This window comes from Ruegeria sp. AB10 (assembly GCF_056542745.1).
The window spans coordinates 111,949-126,858 of the sequence record NZ_JBQGAI010000001.1 but is presented as its reverse complement, the minus strand read 5'-3'; the positions used below and the strand labels follow the sequence as shown (position 1 = coordinate 126,858).

At 59.1% G+C, this 14,910-nt stretch carries 16 protein-coding genes and 1 riboswitch; of the genes, 7 read left to right on the top strand and 9 right to left on the bottom strand.

Annotation, left to right across the window (positions count from 1 at the left end; all coding sequences use genetic code 11):
- Window positions 1-115 precede the first annotated feature (115 nt).
- Both rplM and rpsI read left to right on the top strand, forming a co-directional pair.
- A complete protein-coding gene (gene rplM, locus ACR0NT_RS00645; RefSeq protein ID WP_170324880.1) occupies window positions 116-574 on the top strand; it encodes a 50S ribosomal protein L13 in 459 nt (152 codons plus the stop codon).
- 6 nt (window positions 575-580) lie between these two features.
- Window positions 581-1,066 carry a 30S ribosomal protein S9 gene (gene rpsI / locus ACR0NT_RS00640; RefSeq protein WP_039535473.1) on the top strand — a complete coding sequence of 162 codons (486 nt, stop codon included), beginning with the start codon at window positions 581-583 and terminating at the stop codon, window positions 1,064-1,066.
- Between the two features lie 57 nt (window positions 1,067-1,123).
- Here the strand turns inward: rpsI and ACR0NT_RS00635 are convergent, their stop codons facing one another.
- The 8 genes from ACR0NT_RS00635 to ACR0NT_RS00600 all read right to left on the bottom strand — a co-directional run bounded on the left by ACR0NT_RS00635 (window position 1,124) and on the right by ACR0NT_RS00600 (window position 9,554).
- Window positions 1,124-2,284 carry an ABC transporter substrate-binding protein gene (locus ACR0NT_RS00635; RefSeq protein WP_170442679.1) on the bottom strand — a complete coding sequence of 387 codons (1,161 nt, stop codon included), beginning with the start codon at window positions 2,282-2,284 and terminating at the stop codon, window positions 1,124-1,126.
- 23 nt (window positions 2,285-2,307) lie between these two features.
- Complete coding sequence (locus ACR0NT_RS00630) at window positions 2,308-4,194, bottom strand: AMP-dependent synthetase/ligase (RefSeq protein ID WP_170442681.1); 1,887 nt, start codon at window positions 4,192-4,194, stop codon at window positions 2,308-2,310.
- Window positions 4,195-4,198: 4 nt separating this feature from the next.
- A complete protein-coding gene (locus ACR0NT_RS00625) occupies window positions 4,199-4,972 on the bottom strand; it encodes an ABC transporter ATP-binding protein (protein WP_170442683.1) in 774 nt (257 codons plus the stop codon).
- On the bottom strand, window positions 4,969-5,733 hold the full coding sequence (locus tag ACR0NT_RS00620; protein WP_170442685.1) for an ABC transporter ATP-binding protein: 765 nt from the start codon (window positions 5,731-5,733) through the stop codon (window positions 4,969-4,971). The genes ACR0NT_RS00625 and ACR0NT_RS00620 overlap by 4 nt, the downstream gene beginning before the upstream one ends.
- Entirely contained in the window at window positions 5,730-6,827 is a 1,098-nt protein-coding gene (locus ACR0NT_RS00615; protein ID WP_170671424.1) for a branched-chain amino acid ABC transporter permease, read from the bottom strand. The genes ACR0NT_RS00620 and ACR0NT_RS00615 overlap by 4 nt, the downstream gene beginning before the upstream one ends.
- Before the next feature lie 4 nt (window positions 6,828-6,831).
- The gene (locus tag ACR0NT_RS00610) at window positions 6,832-7,707 is read right to left on the bottom strand and encodes a branched-chain amino acid ABC transporter permease (protein ID WP_170671426.1); all 876 of its coding nucleotides are present in this window, start codon (window positions 7,705-7,707) and stop codon (window positions 6,832-6,834) included.
- 74 nt (window positions 7,708-7,781) lie between these two features.
- Entirely contained in the window at window positions 7,782-8,810 is a 1,029-nt protein-coding gene (locus ACR0NT_RS00605) for an alcohol dehydrogenase catalytic domain-containing protein (RefSeq protein ID WP_170671428.1), read from the bottom strand.
- Between the two features lie 219 nt (window positions 8,811-9,029).
- Window positions 9,030-9,554, bottom strand: a complete 525-nt coding sequence (locus ACR0NT_RS00600; protein WP_170671430.1) for a hypothetical protein — start codon at window positions 9,552-9,554, stop codon at window positions 9,030-9,032.
- A gap of 217 nt (window positions 9,555-9,771) precedes the next feature.
- On the opposite strand from ACR0NT_RS00600, the gene ACR0NT_RS00595 reads away from it, so the two are divergent.
- From ACR0NT_RS00595 to ACR0NT_RS00575, 5 genes are all read left to right on the top strand, one after another.
- On the top strand, window positions 9,772-10,317 hold the full coding sequence (locus ACR0NT_RS00595) for a hypothetical protein (RefSeq protein WP_170671433.1): 546 nt from the start codon (window positions 9,772-9,774) through the stop codon (window positions 10,315-10,317).
- A 112-nt stretch (window positions 10,318-10,429) separates the two neighbouring features.
- Window positions 10,430-10,638: riboswitch (cobalamin riboswitch) on the top strand.
- 203 nt (window positions 10,639-10,841) lie between these two features.
- Complete coding sequence (locus tag ACR0NT_RS00590) at window positions 10,842-10,976, top strand: hypothetical protein (protein WP_480442529.1); 135 nt, start codon at window positions 10,842-10,844, stop codon at window positions 10,974-10,976.
- Window positions 10,976-11,734: a metal ABC transporter ATP-binding protein gene (locus tag ACR0NT_RS00585; RefSeq protein ID WP_170671435.1), complete on the top strand. Its 759-nt coding sequence runs from the start codon at window positions 10,976-10,978 to the stop codon at window positions 11,732-11,734. The genes ACR0NT_RS00590 and ACR0NT_RS00585 overlap by 1 nt, the downstream gene beginning before the upstream one ends.
- Window positions 11,727-12,629 carry a metal ABC transporter permease gene (locus tag ACR0NT_RS00580; RefSeq protein WP_480442528.1) on the top strand — a complete coding sequence of 301 codons (903 nt, stop codon included), beginning with the start codon at window positions 11,727-11,729 and terminating at the stop codon, window positions 12,627-12,629. Before ACR0NT_RS00585 ends, ACR0NT_RS00580 begins: the two co-directional genes overlap by 8 nt.
- A complete protein-coding gene (locus ACR0NT_RS00575; protein ID WP_170671437.1) occupies window positions 12,626-13,522 on the top strand; it encodes a metal ABC transporter solute-binding protein, Zn/Mn family in 897 nt (298 codons plus the stop codon). Before ACR0NT_RS00580 ends, ACR0NT_RS00575 begins: the two co-directional genes overlap by 4 nt.
- 468 nt (window positions 13,523-13,990) lie before the next feature.
- On the opposite strand, the gene ACR0NT_RS00570 is transcribed toward ACR0NT_RS00575, so the two are convergent.
- Window positions 13,991-14,881 carry a haloalkane dehalogenase gene (locus tag ACR0NT_RS00570; RefSeq protein ID WP_170671438.1) on the bottom strand — a complete coding sequence of 297 codons (891 nt, stop codon included), beginning with the start codon at window positions 14,879-14,881 and terminating at the stop codon, window positions 13,991-13,993.
- Window positions 14,882-14,910: the final 29 nt, after the last annotated feature.

Here is a 14,910-nt window from a genome sequence, read left to right as displayed (position 1 = left end):
AATTTGCAAATTGCAAGTATTGACGCAATAACGTCACGCGTCTAGAACCCCATCCATCGAATTCGGGCCGCTCTGTCTTGGGGCGGTCTTTCACATCAAACAGGACTATCCTGCCATGAAAACCTTTTCTGCAACACCTGCAGACATCGACAAGAAATGGATCCTGATCGACGCCGAGGGCGTTGTTCTGGGCCGTCTTGCCTCGATCGTCGCCATGCGCCTGCGTGGCAAGCACAAAGCGTCGTTCACCCCGAACATGGACATGGGCGACAACGTCATCGTGATCAACGCTGACAAAATCCAGATGACCGGCAAGAAGCGCGAAGAGAACTTCTACTGGCACACTGGCCACCCGGGCGGCATCAAGTCGCGCACCAAGCAGCAGATTCTGGAAGGTGCACACCCCGAGCGCGTCGTGACCCAAGCGGTCAAGCGCATGCTGCCGGGCAACCGCCTGTCGCGTCAGCAAATGACCAACCTGCGCGTTTATGCCGGTGCCGAGCACCCGCACGAAGCCCAGGCCCCCGAAGTTCTGGACGTTAAGTCCATGAACAAGAAAAACACCCGGAGCTAATGACCGATGGCTGATCAGATCAATACTCTCGAAGAGCTGAGCGCCGTCGCAGGCGTTGAAACCGTGGCCGAAGAAGTCATCGTGCGTGAACCCGTGCGTGACGAACTGGGCCGTTCCTACGCCACCGGCAAACGTAAAGACGCTGTTGCCCGCGTTTGGATCAAGCCGGGTTCCGGCAAGGTCACCGTGAACGGCAAGGATCAGGACAAGTACTTTGCCCGTCCGGTTCTGCAGCTGATCCTGCGCCAGCCGTTCCAGGTTGCTGGTGTCGAAGGCGAATTCGACGTCGTTGCAACCGTCAAAGGCGGCGGCCTGACCGGTCAGGCCGGTGCGGTCAAGCACGGCATCTCGAAAGCCCTGCAACTGTACGATCCGTCGCTGCGTGGCGCTCTGAAAGCCGCTGGCTTCCTGACCCGCGACAGCCGCGTTGTGGAACGTAAGAAATACGGTAAGCGCAAAGCGCGTCGTTCGTTCCAGTTCTCCAAGCGTTAATCGCTGCGGAATACGAATTTCAAAGGGCTCGCTTATGCGGGCCCTTTTTCTGTTTGGTTACTCTTCGAAGACCAGCTTCCAGGCCCCGTTTTCCACCACGTTGATGAAAACGATGTCGGCCCCCTGATGATCGTCCGGGCCATAGGTCAGGCGGTTTCCAACCAGTGCGTCTTCGTAATCCAGGCTTTCCATGGCCGCGATAAAGCTTTGATGGGTCAGGTCGGGTCCTGCGGCCTCCAGCGCCCTGACCATCATTTCAGCGGCGGAATAGCCCAGCATTGAAAACCCGACGGGGTCTTCGCCGGTTGCGGCCTTGTATTCCGCGATAAACGCGGCGGGGGCGGGGTCTTCGGCGCGCGCCCACAGATCCTGCCATGAGGCGGCGGCGTAGAACCCATCCGTTACTCCGCCCGGAACCTGTGCGACGACGGTCAGAAAGCTTGCTGCGGTGCCCATGAACTTCATATCGGTCAGGCCCATCTTTTTGGCCGTACCCACAACCGTGATCGCCTGACGCACACCCAGCGCTATCGTGACGATATCGCAGCCTTCTTCCTTGAGCTTGCTCAGCGAGCCGACAAAATCCGTCTCATCAGGTTTGTGCGTCGTCTCGGCCGCGAAGGTGATACCGGCCTCTTCGGCGCCGGCCTTGCTGCCGTCCAGAATCTCCTCTCCGAAATCCGTCGGCAGGTACATGGTGCAGACGTTTTGCGCCCCGAACTGACCGGCCAGATATTTCACGCCGACACGGCTTTGGTCAAAATAGGTGGAAAACGAGGTAAACTTGTTCTTCATCGGCTCCTGCAGCATCTGGCTTGATGCCGTCAGAGGGGCAACGTTCGGAATGCCCTTGGGATCGAGCAGCTTGAACCCGGCTAGGTTCATCGGGGTGCCCAGCGATTGCAGCATGGCGAACACCTTGTCGCGGTTCAACAGCTTGTTATAGCCCTGCATCGCGCGCGGCATCTGGTAGCCGTTGTCTTCGACCACATAGCGGATGGTCCGGCCATGCACGCCACCCGCGGCGTTGACCCGGTCAAACACCACGTTTGCGCCCTTTGTCGCCGGAACGCCAACAGCGGCGAAGATACCGCTCAGATCGTTGACCGAGCCGATGACGATCTCATCATCCGTGACGCCCTGTGTCTGCGCCGAGGCCAAGGACGCGGACACCGTCAAAGCGGCTGCGGCGGCGAGGCCTTTGATCCCTTTGGTCATAACTTCTCCTCCCTGTGAATTCCTTATTTATACATGTCTTCAATAAGATGGGCGTGTTTCTGTTCCACGAAGCTGCGCTTCAGCTTCATCGTCGCGGTCAATTCGTCGTCATCAGCGGTCAGCAACACGTCGATCAGGCGGAAATCCTTGATCTGTTCTACGCGGGCGAATTCCTTGTTGACCGCAGCGATTTCGACCTCGATCTGATCCCTGACTTCGGGCGCTGCGCACAGCGAGGCGAAATTCGAGAACGGGATTTTCTGATCCTGCGCATATTTCTCGACGTTTTCCTGATCGATCATGATCAGGGCGGTCAGGTATTTCCGCGCATCGCCAATGATCACCGCATCCGCAATATAGGGGCTGAACTTCAAACGGCTTTCGATCTCGGCCGGGGTGATGTTCTTGCCGCCTGCGGTGATGATGACGTCTTTCAGCCGTCCTGTGATGGTGACAAAACCCTGATCATCGATATGCCCCAGATCGCCGGTCCGCAGCCAGCCATCGGCGGTGAAGGTCTCGGCCGTCTTGGCGTTGTTGCGCCAATAGCCCTGAAAGATGTTCAGCCCCTTCAGTTGGATTTCACCTTCGTCCGAGATGCGGATGTCATTGCTGGCAATAGCTGGGCCAACGGTGCCGATCTTGTTGGTCTCAATGCTGTTTATGGTCGCCAGCCCAGAGGTTTCGGTCATCCCGAACCCTTCGATCAGCGGCACGCCGATGGCCCAGTACCATCTTAGCAACTCGGGCGAGATCGGTGCCGCGCCGGTGCCGCCGCAGCGCATTTTGTCCAACCCAAGCATTCGCCGCAGGTTGCGCAGCACCAGACGATCCCACAACCAGAACCGCGCCGAAACGCTTGCTGGAATGGGCCGGCTTGCGCATAAGTACTCAGCCCGCGCGTGCCCGGCTTTCAGCGCCATCCGATACGCGGCCCGACCTGCAGGGGTCGCGTCCTGCGCCATGATCTGGACGTGAGAGTAAATCTTCTCCCACACGCGCGGCACGGCAACGAATGTGGTAGGGGAAACCTCTTGCAGATTGGCGAAAACGGTCTCGGGGCTTTCAGCGAAATTGACAACGCACTTGGCGGCCAGCGGGAAATAGATCGAGACCGCGCGTTCCAGGATATGGCAGAGCGGCAGGAAACACAGCTGTTCGTCGGTTTCAAAGGCGGGCAGGGCGCGGGCCCCGCTTTCGATGGCGGCCAGAATGTTTTCATGGCTCAGCATAGCCCCCTTGGGCTTGCCGGTGGTGCCAGAGGTGTAGATCAGCAGCGCCGTGTCTTGAGGCGATACCAGCGCCAGTTCAGCCTCGAACCGTGTCGGGTCCTCGGACTCGACGTGTTGTCCCAGCGCGTACAATTCGTCGATCATCATGCAGCGGGGATGGGTCAGGTCGTGCAGACCCTCATCCTCAAGAATGATGACGTTCAGCAGATTTGGCACCTCGACCTCAACCTCAAGATACTTGTCCAGCTGCTCTTCGTTTTCGACGATCAGAAAGCGGCTGTCGCTGTCATTGACCAGGTATTTCAACTGGTTGGCCGAGTCCGTTGTGTAGACGCCCGATGCAATTCCACCAACGGCCTGAATGCCCATGTCGAACCAAGCCCATTCCTTACGGTCTTCGGACAGGATCGAGACGACCTCACCGCGTTTCAGACCCAACTTCCGCAGCGCCAGCCCGATCCATTTGGCGTGCTGCCAATAGTCAGACCACGAATAGGATTTCCAGATCCCAAGGTCCTTTTCACGATGGGCGGTGCGGTCCCCCAGCGCGGCGCAACGTTTCTGGAACAGCTGAGTGACGGTGGTGCATTCATCCACATGCACCGGACGCTGTCCGGCAGTGGCGTTGAACCAGACGCCGTTGATATTGGTCTGAGGGGGCAGGGTGCTGATATTCAACCGCTCACCTCCACGTCTTTTTGCGCTTCCAACGGCGGGTTTCCCGCGCGCCTTCCTCTTGCACGCCCAGATAGAAGTTCTGGATGTCCTCGGACTGCATCAACACATCTGCGGCGCCATCCATGACGATGCGTCCGACCTCCATCACATAACCGTGCTGGGCCAGTTCAAGGGCAGCCTTGGCGTTCTGCTCAACCAGCATCATGGTCATGTTCTGCTCGTCATTCAGGCGCTTGAGGATGCCAAAGATCTCCTGCACCAGCAGCGGGGACAGGCCCAGAGACGGTTCATCCAGCAGCATGATCTTCGGGTTCGCCATCAGGCCGCGCCCGATGGCCAGCATCTGTTGCTGACCGCCCGACAGGGTGCCGGCTTCTTGGGTGCGCCGCTCCTTCAGGATGGGAAAGTAGGTAAACACTAGTTCCCGGTTGTGATCGATCCGGGATTTGTCGGCCAACGTATAAGCACCGAGATTGAGGTTTTCATCGACCGTCATCAGGGGAAAGACCTCGCGCCCTTCGGGGACGTGAATGATGCCCATCTCGACAACCTTATGCGGCTCGGACCCCTGTATTTCGATGCCGTCAAAGGTGATCTTACCCTTTTCCGGGTCCATCACGCCCGAGACGGTCTTCATCAGCGTCGTCTTCCCCGCGCCATTGGCCCCTAGGATCGAGACGATCTGACCGCGATGCACATCCAGCGACACACCCCGGATAGCCATGATGGGACCATAGAAGCTTTCGACATTGCGGATGCTCAGGACAGGATCGCTCATGAGGCTTTCCCCAGATAGGCCTCGACCACGGCGGGATGGGATTGCACCTGCGCAGGCGTGCCAAGCGCCAGTTTTGCGCCGTCGGCCATGGCCAGAACCCTGTCGGACACGCCCGACACCAGCCCCATGTCATGCTCGACCATCAGCACAGTGATACCCATCTGCCGCCGGATGTCATCGATCCACCAGCGCATGTCCGTGGTCTCTTCGACCGACAGGCCCGAGGCCGGTTCGTCCAGCAACAGCAGCTTGGGATCGGTGGCCAATGCACGCGCAACCTCGACCACCTTACGCACGCCATAAGGCAGGCCCGCGATCATCTTGTCGCGATACGCCTGCAGGTCGAGAAAATCGATGATCTCTTCGACCTTTTCGCGGTTTTCAATCTCCTGCCGTCGGGCAGAGGGCAGGAACAGCATCTCGGACAACAGGTTGGTGTGGCGATGCCGGTGCCGTCCGACCAGAAGGTTTTGCAGAACAGTTGCGTGCTCGAACAGCTCGATATTCTGGAACGTCCGGGCCACGCCATAGGCGGCCACGGCCGAGGGTTTGACCTGCAGCAGATCGTGGCCGTCAAAACGGATCGCGCCGGCAAATGGATCATAGAACCGCGATATCAGGTTGAAGACGGTGGACTTGCCCGCACCGTTCGGACCGACGATGGCAAAGACCTCGCCTTGTTCAACCGAGAAGGACAGATCGTTGACCGCAATCAGGCCGCCGAATTTCAGGGTGACGTTTTCGAACTCCAACAGGCTCATCGCAGGCGTTCCGTCTTGAGGTAGGATTTCTGCCGCTTGAACATGTCCTTTCGGTAGAAGGGGAATAGCTCGAACCATGTGCGGATTTTCAGCCAGCGACCATAGAGGCCCATCGGTTCGAACAGGATGAAGGCGATCAGGATCATCCCGAAGATGCCGAACTCCAGCCCCGGAATGGCGACCGTGTTGCCACCGAACAGCGCACCCACGTATTCTTTTAAGATCGACAGGAACTGCGGCAGGAACCCGATCACGATGGCGCCAAGGAACGCGCCGTGGATCGAGCCCAACCCGCCGATGACGATCATCATCAGCAATTGGATCGAAATCAGAACGCTGAAGGTCTCGTTGTTGAAGGCACCTGCATACATGCCCATCAGCGCGCCGGCCCAGCCCGTCACGGCGCAGGACAGGGCGAACGAGATCATCTTGGTGCGGGCAATATCGATCCCCATCGCCTGCGCCGAAATCTCGGAGTCGCGCACCGCGATAAAGGCCCGCCCCAATGGTGCGCGCAGCAGGTTGATATAGCCGAGGGTGACCAGAACGGCCACACCAAGAACCAACCAGAAGAACTGATCAGGCGTGGCCCATCGATCAACCAGATGGCCGGAAACCTCGACCCCGCCCAGATATTTACCCGCCACGCCGCCGGTGATCGGCTCGGCCAGAACGATCACGTCATCCATCAGGATCGACAAGGCCATGGTGAAGATCGCCAGGTAGATACCGTGCAAGCGCAGGGCAGGGATGGCGACCGTCACTCCGGCAATTCCCGTCAGGACACCGGCCAGCGGGAAGGCGACCAGAAAGGGCACGCCAGCCTCGATCAGGATGACGTTGGCATAACACCCAAAGGCCAGAAAGGCGGCATGACCCAGACTGACCTGTCCGGTATGACCGGTCAGTACCATCAGGCCGAGCCCGGCGGTGGCCCAGATCAGGACGTTCGTCAGCTCTCCCAGATAGAAATCATCCAGCCACCACGGTGCAGCGGCGACAATTGCCAGAAGGATCATGTAGAGGCTGAGCTGATAGCGATCCTTCCAGGGGCGGATATCCTGCAGATAGTCGGTTTTGAACACGATCCGCATGGCCCTAGACCTTCTTGACCCGAACCTGGCTGAACAGACCGTTGGGGCGGAAGATCAGCACCGCCAGCAACAGCGCGTAAGGCGCGATCTGACTGTAGCCCGCAGCGATGTAACGGCTGGCAAAGGGTTCGATGACGCCGACGATCAACCCTCCGGCCAGTGCGCCCGGCAAGCTGCCTAACCCGCCAATTACAGCGGCAGCAAAGGCTTTGATCCCCAAAAGGCCGGTTGTTGGATCAACAGCGCCTTTGGCGGCGAACAACACGCCTGCGATACCGGCGACCACTCCGGCCAAAGCCCAGATGAAACCCTGAACGCGTTTGACCGGAATGCCCATGTAATAGGCCGCCAACTGGTTCTGCGACGCGCCCTGCATCGCCAACCCAAGTTTTGTCCGGTTGAAGAACACATACATCCCCCACGTCAGCAAAACGGTGACGACGATGACGGCTACATCCTCCATGCCCAGAACAATGCCTCCAAACCGGAATTCCTTTCCGGCCAGAGGGCTCTGCAAGGTTTGCGGCTCGTGCCCCCAGATCAGCCCGGCCACAAAACGGATCACAAAGCCCAGAGCGATCGTCAGGATCACCACCGCAGTCTGGCTTTCCCCAAACAGACGGCGGATGATCAGCCGGTTCAGCAAATACCCAAGCACCCCCATGATCCCCAACGAGATCGGCAGAGCGAGCCAGAAAGGCAGCCCCATGTATTCGGTATTGGTAAGCCCGATGGTGACAAAGGCGCCCAGCATCATGAAGTCGCCCTGCGCGAAATTCACCGCCTCGGTCGCTTTGTAGATCAACACAAAACCAAGCGCGATCAGGCCATAGACACAGCCATTTGCCAGCCCGCTGATCAGCAGCTGCGCATTGTCCAATTTCACCCTCCCAGCCGGTGGGCCCGGCGTTTTAAACGCCCCGGAGATCCTCCGTCACCCGGGGCTTTGTTCTACTATGGCGTGATAATCACCTTTCCGTCACTCTTTTTCAGGGCTTCGGCCAGATTTGGCACCAACTCCCTCAGTGCAAGCCGTTCGGAAACATCGGTTTTCCAGCGGCCATCGGCAAAGCGGGCCTGAACCTCGGCCACGACACGCGCCTGATCCTGCGGTGGGGTCGAGGTCACCCAATTGGTCAGCCAGAAGCCCTCGATCTGCTTGCCCATAAAGATCAGCTGGCCCATCTGCGTCAGTTTCGGCAGTTCGGCGCTCAGCTTGCCATAGCAGACCCAGCGCGCCTGATTGGGCATGGCGCAGAACACCTGCTCGGACAGTTGATCGGCCACAGCGTCCAAAAACACGCGGGGCTTCAGAGCCTGACTGACTTTGGCAAATTTCTGGGCGACCTCCGGCTCGGTGGTCACCAGAACCTCTGCCGCCCCGTGGTCTTTCAACATGTCGACCGTTTCGCCGCGCCGGACCAGAGCGATCGGTTTCAGGCCAAGGTCGCGCCCGAGGCCGCACATCAGTTTACCCAACTGGCTGGTGGCCGCCGAAACCACGAACGCGTCCCCGGCGCCTCGGGCGATATCAACCATCGCCATGGCGGTCAGAGGGTTCACGATCTGCGCCGCGCCGTCTTCGTCGGAAATCTCGGGGCGCAGGGGGATGCACATCATCGCCGGTGCCAGCACGTAATCGGCCCAGGCACCGGAACCGGCGGTGATGAAGGCAACGCGCTGACCCATCAGCGCCTCGGAACCTTGACCGGTCGCGACGACGTCGCCACAGCCCTCAAACCCGGCGGCCGCGCCTTTGAGGCGGGGCTGCCCGTATTCACCCTTGATGAAATGGATATCGGACGGGTTCACCGAGGCTGCGCGCAACTTGACCAGAACCTGCCCGGGGCCGGGTTCAGGAACCGGCAGTTCGGCTTCGGCCAGCCAATCTCCGGCGTTTTCGATATATGGACCGGTGGCTTCACCGGAATAGCCGTCGTGCAAAAGAACGGTTGCACACATGGTCTGGGGCAGGGTGGTCATGGTCGTTCCTTGTTTTTGAACCGCGTGTATCGTTGCCAAAACCCAGTCACTGGCGGCACTATAAGGACGCCCCGTGTAACAGATGAATTTGGGTTTATTTCCAACTCGATGACAGCCAAACAAATGCGCCTGTGCGCGTCAATCGACCGACGCCCTGACGTGGATGGAACCTACGCCACGCCCAATAGGGGGCCGCCCGATCCGGGCGACCCGTTTGCTTCACTGTCCCGACAGCAGGTCGCGGAGTTCCTGGAACTTAACCGCGATCGTTTCTGGTGAAGCCTTGATGTCATCCAGAATCTGAATGGCCTGTGTTTTCAGGTCCTGCGCCAGATCGCTTTCCTGAATTGAAGCGACCATCGTGTCATAGTCGAAATTCTCAAGGCTCAGCGCGCCGTTCTCGACCCACGAGTTCAGCAGATCCTGACCCTGGCTCGCCAAGGCGGCGACTTCCTCACCGGCCTGATTGGCTAGGTCCGTGGCCGCTTCTCCGGCCTGCTCGGCCGCGTCAGTGGCCTGTGCCGCAATGGACGAGGCGCCTTCGGCTGCCTGTTCCGTGACCGAGCTTGCAGCCTCGCTGACCGCATCGGTTGCGTCCTGGGCTGCCTCGCTGACCGCGTCGCCGGCATCTTGCGCCGCCGATTGCAATTGTTCGGCGGGCGTGGGTTCGGGTTGAGTAAGGTAATAATACGCGCCGGCGCCAATGGCGGCGATGGCTACAGCTAATACGATAGTGCGCGACATGTGTCTCTCCTTTGGAAAATGTGTCGCCGAGATGGGTCAAATCTAACCGGATGCAAAGGGGAAAACCCGGAAGTTCTTTTCAAATCCGGGGATTGAGCCATGCTACGCCTATCCGCCGAAACGCAATGGCAATAACATGCCACCACACAATCGAAGTAACATTTGATGCGTGACACCCACCCGTTGAGCCTATCGCAACAAGATTGGATAGCCCGTTTTGACTGAACGAACACAGAATCTGGTCCGAACCCAGCCTGCCTATTTCCTAGATTTCGAAGCCAGTTCTCTCAGCGCGATCAGTTGGCCGATCGAGATCGGGATTTCGCGCGTGGTCCAGAGCAAGGTGATCACCGCATCACGCCTTATCAAACCCCATCCGGACTGGGATGCGGCGGGCTGGTCGGATGTCAGTGCCGGAATCCACGGGTTAAGCCGCGCATATCTTGAAGCAGAGGGCGATGATCCCAAAGCAGTCGCACAATGGTTCAAGGCAGAAAACACAGGAATTGCCGTGACGGACAATCCAGAGTTTGAGCGGCGATGGCTGATACGGCTGCTGGAAACGGACATGCCATTTCCCAAAGTCCAACTTCTGGATTTTGACAGCTATATCCGGATGAGCCTGACCGACCATGCAGCAATTGAATGCGTCTATCACACGTTGGAAAGTGCGGGGCCGCCGCCGCACCGGGCGGGGCCGGATGCGGCGCGTTTGGCCAAAGCATGGCTGCGCGGTTTCGAATGCCTTCAGAACTCTGCATAGGATAGGGCTGGCGGTCGTATGGCGGCGGCCATAAAACCACTCAAACGCCCTGTGAAGTTCAAGCGATCGACCGCTGTAGCTAGCGCGCTCTATTGTCGAATCAATTCGATTTGTGTTTTGTGGCCGGGATGGTTCCCGACCGTGTTCTGCGGTTTGGGATAAAAGGGAATACGGTGCGGCCCTGAAAAGGCCAATTCCGTGACTGCCCCCGCAACTGTAGGCGGTGAGCGACCCGAGATCGGCCACTGGGCAAACGCCTGGGAAGGATCGGGATAGCGTTGACCCGCAAGTCAGGAGACCTGCCATCCGAATTATTACTAACCTGGGCGGGGTGTCCCAGAGGGAGATGACAATGTTTCACACGGCCTTTGCCGTTCAGAACCTTGCACTCGCTTTGCCCTCGTCCAAGCTGAGGAGGCGAAGTCATTGTTATTGCGGAATTCTGAATCCCGACCCTGCAAAACGCGTGGGGTGAATGTCACCTCGGCCCAGTCTGGCATTTCTGTATCTAGCGAGGCAGCCCGATGACGCGCCGTTCGACCGACTTTGACGTTGCGCACCGCGGCCGCTGCCTGACGGAATACAGCATACCGGTGCTGGTTGCGGGCGCTCTGGCTCTGTCGGCGCTTCTGTGGCTTGCGATTTACGCGGTGATCTGATGTCAGCTGTTCTGCAAATCCGCGATCTGACCCTTGGCTACCGCGACCTGACCCTATTCCGCCGCTTGTCCATGGATGTCGAAGTTGGCACGACTTTGGCCGTATTGGGGGCCAACGGTTCGGGCAAGAGCACATTCGTGAAGATGCTGTTGGGTCTGATCGACCCGCTTTCGGGCAGCGTTGACTGGCCGCAAGGCCGCCCCCGTGAAATCGGCTATCTGGCGCAGATGACCGAGTTTGACCGGCGTTTCCCCATCCGCGTGCGGGATCTGGCTGCAATGGGCGCATGGCGCGGCTTTGGCCTCCGTTCCGGGCTGGACAATGCCGCGCGTGACCGGATGACCGCTGCGCTGGATGAGGCCGGCGTTCTGGATATCGCGGACCGGCCCCTGCACATGCTGTCCGGCGGCCAATTACAGCGCGCACTGTTTGCCCGAGTGATCATGCAGGACGCTCCGCTTGTCCTACTGGATGAACCCTTTGCGGCCGTCGATCAACACACCGAGGCGCATCTGCTGTCGATCATCGAACGCTGGCGCGGCGAAGGTCGCGCCGTTGTGCTGGTGGTACATGATCTGTCGTCCGTGCTGGATCATTGCAGCCACGCCCTGCTTTTGGGCGGGCAAGAGGCAACCTATGGCAAGGTCAGCGACGTGCTGACCCCCGACCGGCTGGTAGCCCAGGGATATCTGTCGGAAAGCCAGGCCTCCTGGATGTTCCGGGGCAACCGTTCAACATCGGAGCACGCTCATGTTTGACCTCCTCAGCGAAATGTGGAGCTTTGCCTTCATGCGGCGTGCCTTTGTGGCGACCACGGTCCTGTCGGCCTCGGTTGCGCCGGTGGGCGCGTTCCTTGTCCTGCGCCGCTTGTCACTGGCGGGCGAGGCCATGGCCCATGCCATCACGCCCGGCATCGTCATCGGGTTTGTCACGGCGGGCCTGTCGGTCATGTCGCTGCTGGTTGGCGGTCTGATCGCAGGCGTGGGGGTTGCCATTCTGACGGCCTTTCTGGCGCGTCGGACGATCCTGCGCAGCGATGCCAGCCTGGCCTCGCTTTACCTGATCGCACTTGCTGTCGGTATCTTCATCCTGTCGGCCGCAGGGTCTGCGGTTCCGTTGAAGAGCTTCCTGTTCGGATCGATCCTCGGCATAGACGACGCTTCAATGCTGCTGGTGGGAGGGGTCGCCACCGTCACGCTGGTTGCTTTTGCCTTCTTGCTGCGGCCTTTGATCGTCAGCACCTGTGACCCCGTTTTCTTTGAAACCCAGACGCGCCGTCCGTGGCTGATCGATCAGGGCTTTATGCTGCTTCTGGTGCTGAACCTGCTGGCGGCCTTCAAGACGCTGGGCACGCTGATGGCTGTTGGCCTTATGATCCTGCCCGCAACCGCAGCACGCTATTGGGCCAGTACGATCACCGTGCAACTGGTCCTGGGCTTTATCTTCGCCCTGTCCAGTTGCTGGATCGGCCTGACCCTGTCGTATCTGTTCCCGGACACCCCATCCGGTCCGGCAATTGTGCTGGTCGCGGGCGGGTTCTTCTTCGTTTCGGCCATTTTTGGCCCCCTTGGTTTTGGCAGACGGCTGCGCAGACCGTCCGTTTCAAAAGACCTCACCGTTGCGCAAATCCATCAAGAAGAGAGAGCCAAATGACTCTTGTGAAATCCATCTATGCCGGTATTGCAACGGCATCCTTTGCTCTGGCCGCACTGCCAGCCGCTGCTGAAGACGACGTCAAGATCGTTGCCAGCTTTTCGATCCTGGGCGACATGGTCGAAGAGGTTGTGGGCGATCTGGCCACTGTGACGACCATCGTGGGTCCCGACGCGGACGCGCATGTCTACCAGCCCTCGGTCGCCGATGCGCGCGCCGTGGCTCAGGCGGACATCATTTTCGTCAACGGCCTGGGTTTCGAGACGTGGTCCGACACTTTGATTTCGGAATCCGGAACCGAAGCAACCGTCCACGTGGCCACCGCCGGCATCACGCCGGTCAAGGTTGACGGAATAACCGACCCGCACGCGTGGAACTCTTTGTCAAACGGCGTGATCTACGTGACCAACGTGGCCGCCGCGATGAAAGAGGCCATGCCCGAGCACGCAGACGAGATCGCCGCCAACGCCGACGCCTACATCGCCGAACTGGAAGCGCTGGATGCCGAAACCAAGTCAAAACTGGCCGACCTGCCCGCGAACCGTCGCACCGTTGTGACAGCGCATGATGCGTTCGGCTATCTGGCGGACGCCTACGGCCTGACCTTTCTGGCTCCGGTCGGCATCGACACCGAGGCCGAGCCGTCAGCCAAGGACCTTGCTGTCCTGATCGACCAGTTGAAGGCAGAAGGCGCGGCGGCGCTGTTTGTCGAGAACATCACCAGCCCGGCCCTGGTGCAGCAAATCTCGGAAGAGACCGGAATTGTGATCGGCGGTCGTCTGTTCTCGGATGCTCTGTCCGAACGCGGTGGCCCTGCGACCAGCTATCTTGCGATGTTCCAGCACAACCTCGGCACGCTGATGGACGCGCTGGCACACGAAACCGCCAGCTAATCTTAAGCTTCTGTGCGAGGCGGTGATTGATTTACCGCCTCAAGCACCCCACTATAGCTTGATGTCCGGGAATTCGTTTTCTTCCCTTGTCCTGAACGCTGTTTCTGCTTTGGTCCGCCAGCATCAGTGCAGCCCTTCGCACTCATGAAGGCGGTCACAAGCTTAGCACTCAAAACAACGCACACTGCATCCGGTGATATGCTGCGATCAACGAAACCGGGGCTTTATCGTGGCAAAATGGGCAGGTATGGCGCGCACAGCGGCTAGGGATGTCACCGGAGTGCATCATAGTGGTTTGAGATGAGTGAATTTTGTCAGCGGCACCAAAAGCTCATTGATGTTCCGAAGGATGGGGAGGATCACTCTCCGGTGCTTGGCGTTTGAATGCGTTGGGCGATCGTCAAAGCATACAAACAGGAAATCTGATTTATGTGTAGGGTTCAGCCGTTAAACACGGCTGAACAGAGCTCAATTGGGCAGGCGTGCCAGCCAGTCCTCCAGCTTTTGTCCGATCAGATGGGGGTTATCTTCCTGCAAGAAATGAATGCCTTTCCCGATATCTACGACCTCGAGGTTCCGGATAGTCTGACGGCACCAGGCGACCTCTTTTGGCCCGATGGTGCCTCCGGGTGAGCCGTGAAACATCAGCATCGGGGTCTGGGTTTCACCCAGCCAAAGGCTGTAGCCACTGACGATGTCATGAACATCCGCTGGCGTACCGTCGATCGGAATCTCGCAGGGCCAGACCCGAACCGGTTTACGGCTGCGTGCTGTGGGGTAGGGCGCGCGGTAGTGCGCCATCTCTTCCGGGGTCAGGTCGCGCAGAATGGCGCTTGGCAGGATTTTCTCGACGAACATGTTCAGGCCCGAGATCATCGCCCACCCCAGACCCGGTGTCCGCATCATCCGAAACCCGGTACGGAAGTCGGGCGGGAACCCGGCCCAGGTCATTGGACGGACAACGCCTTCCATGAATGCGATGCCGCGTATGTTCTTGGGATGCCGATGCGCATAGTGGAACCCCAAAGCCGAGCCCCAGTCATGGATGACAAGCGTCACGTTCTGCAGCCCCAGCGCCTGGATAAAGCCGTCCACAAAGGGAACGTGATCGACAAAGCGATACGGAATGTCGGGCTTGTCCGATTTCCCCATGCCGATCAGGTCCAGGGCGATGGCGCGGCCCTGCCTGGCAGCATATGGGATGATGTTGCGCCACAGATAGGACGAGGTCGGATTGCCGTGCAGAAACAGAACCGGCGCGCCTTCGCCTTCGTCGACATAGTGGATGCGCTGGCCGTTCACCTCGATATATTTCGAGTCAAACGGGAAGTCGGTTGAAATCCCCGGTTCGGTGGTCATCGAGCCGTCCTTTCTGCGTTGCCTGTTTG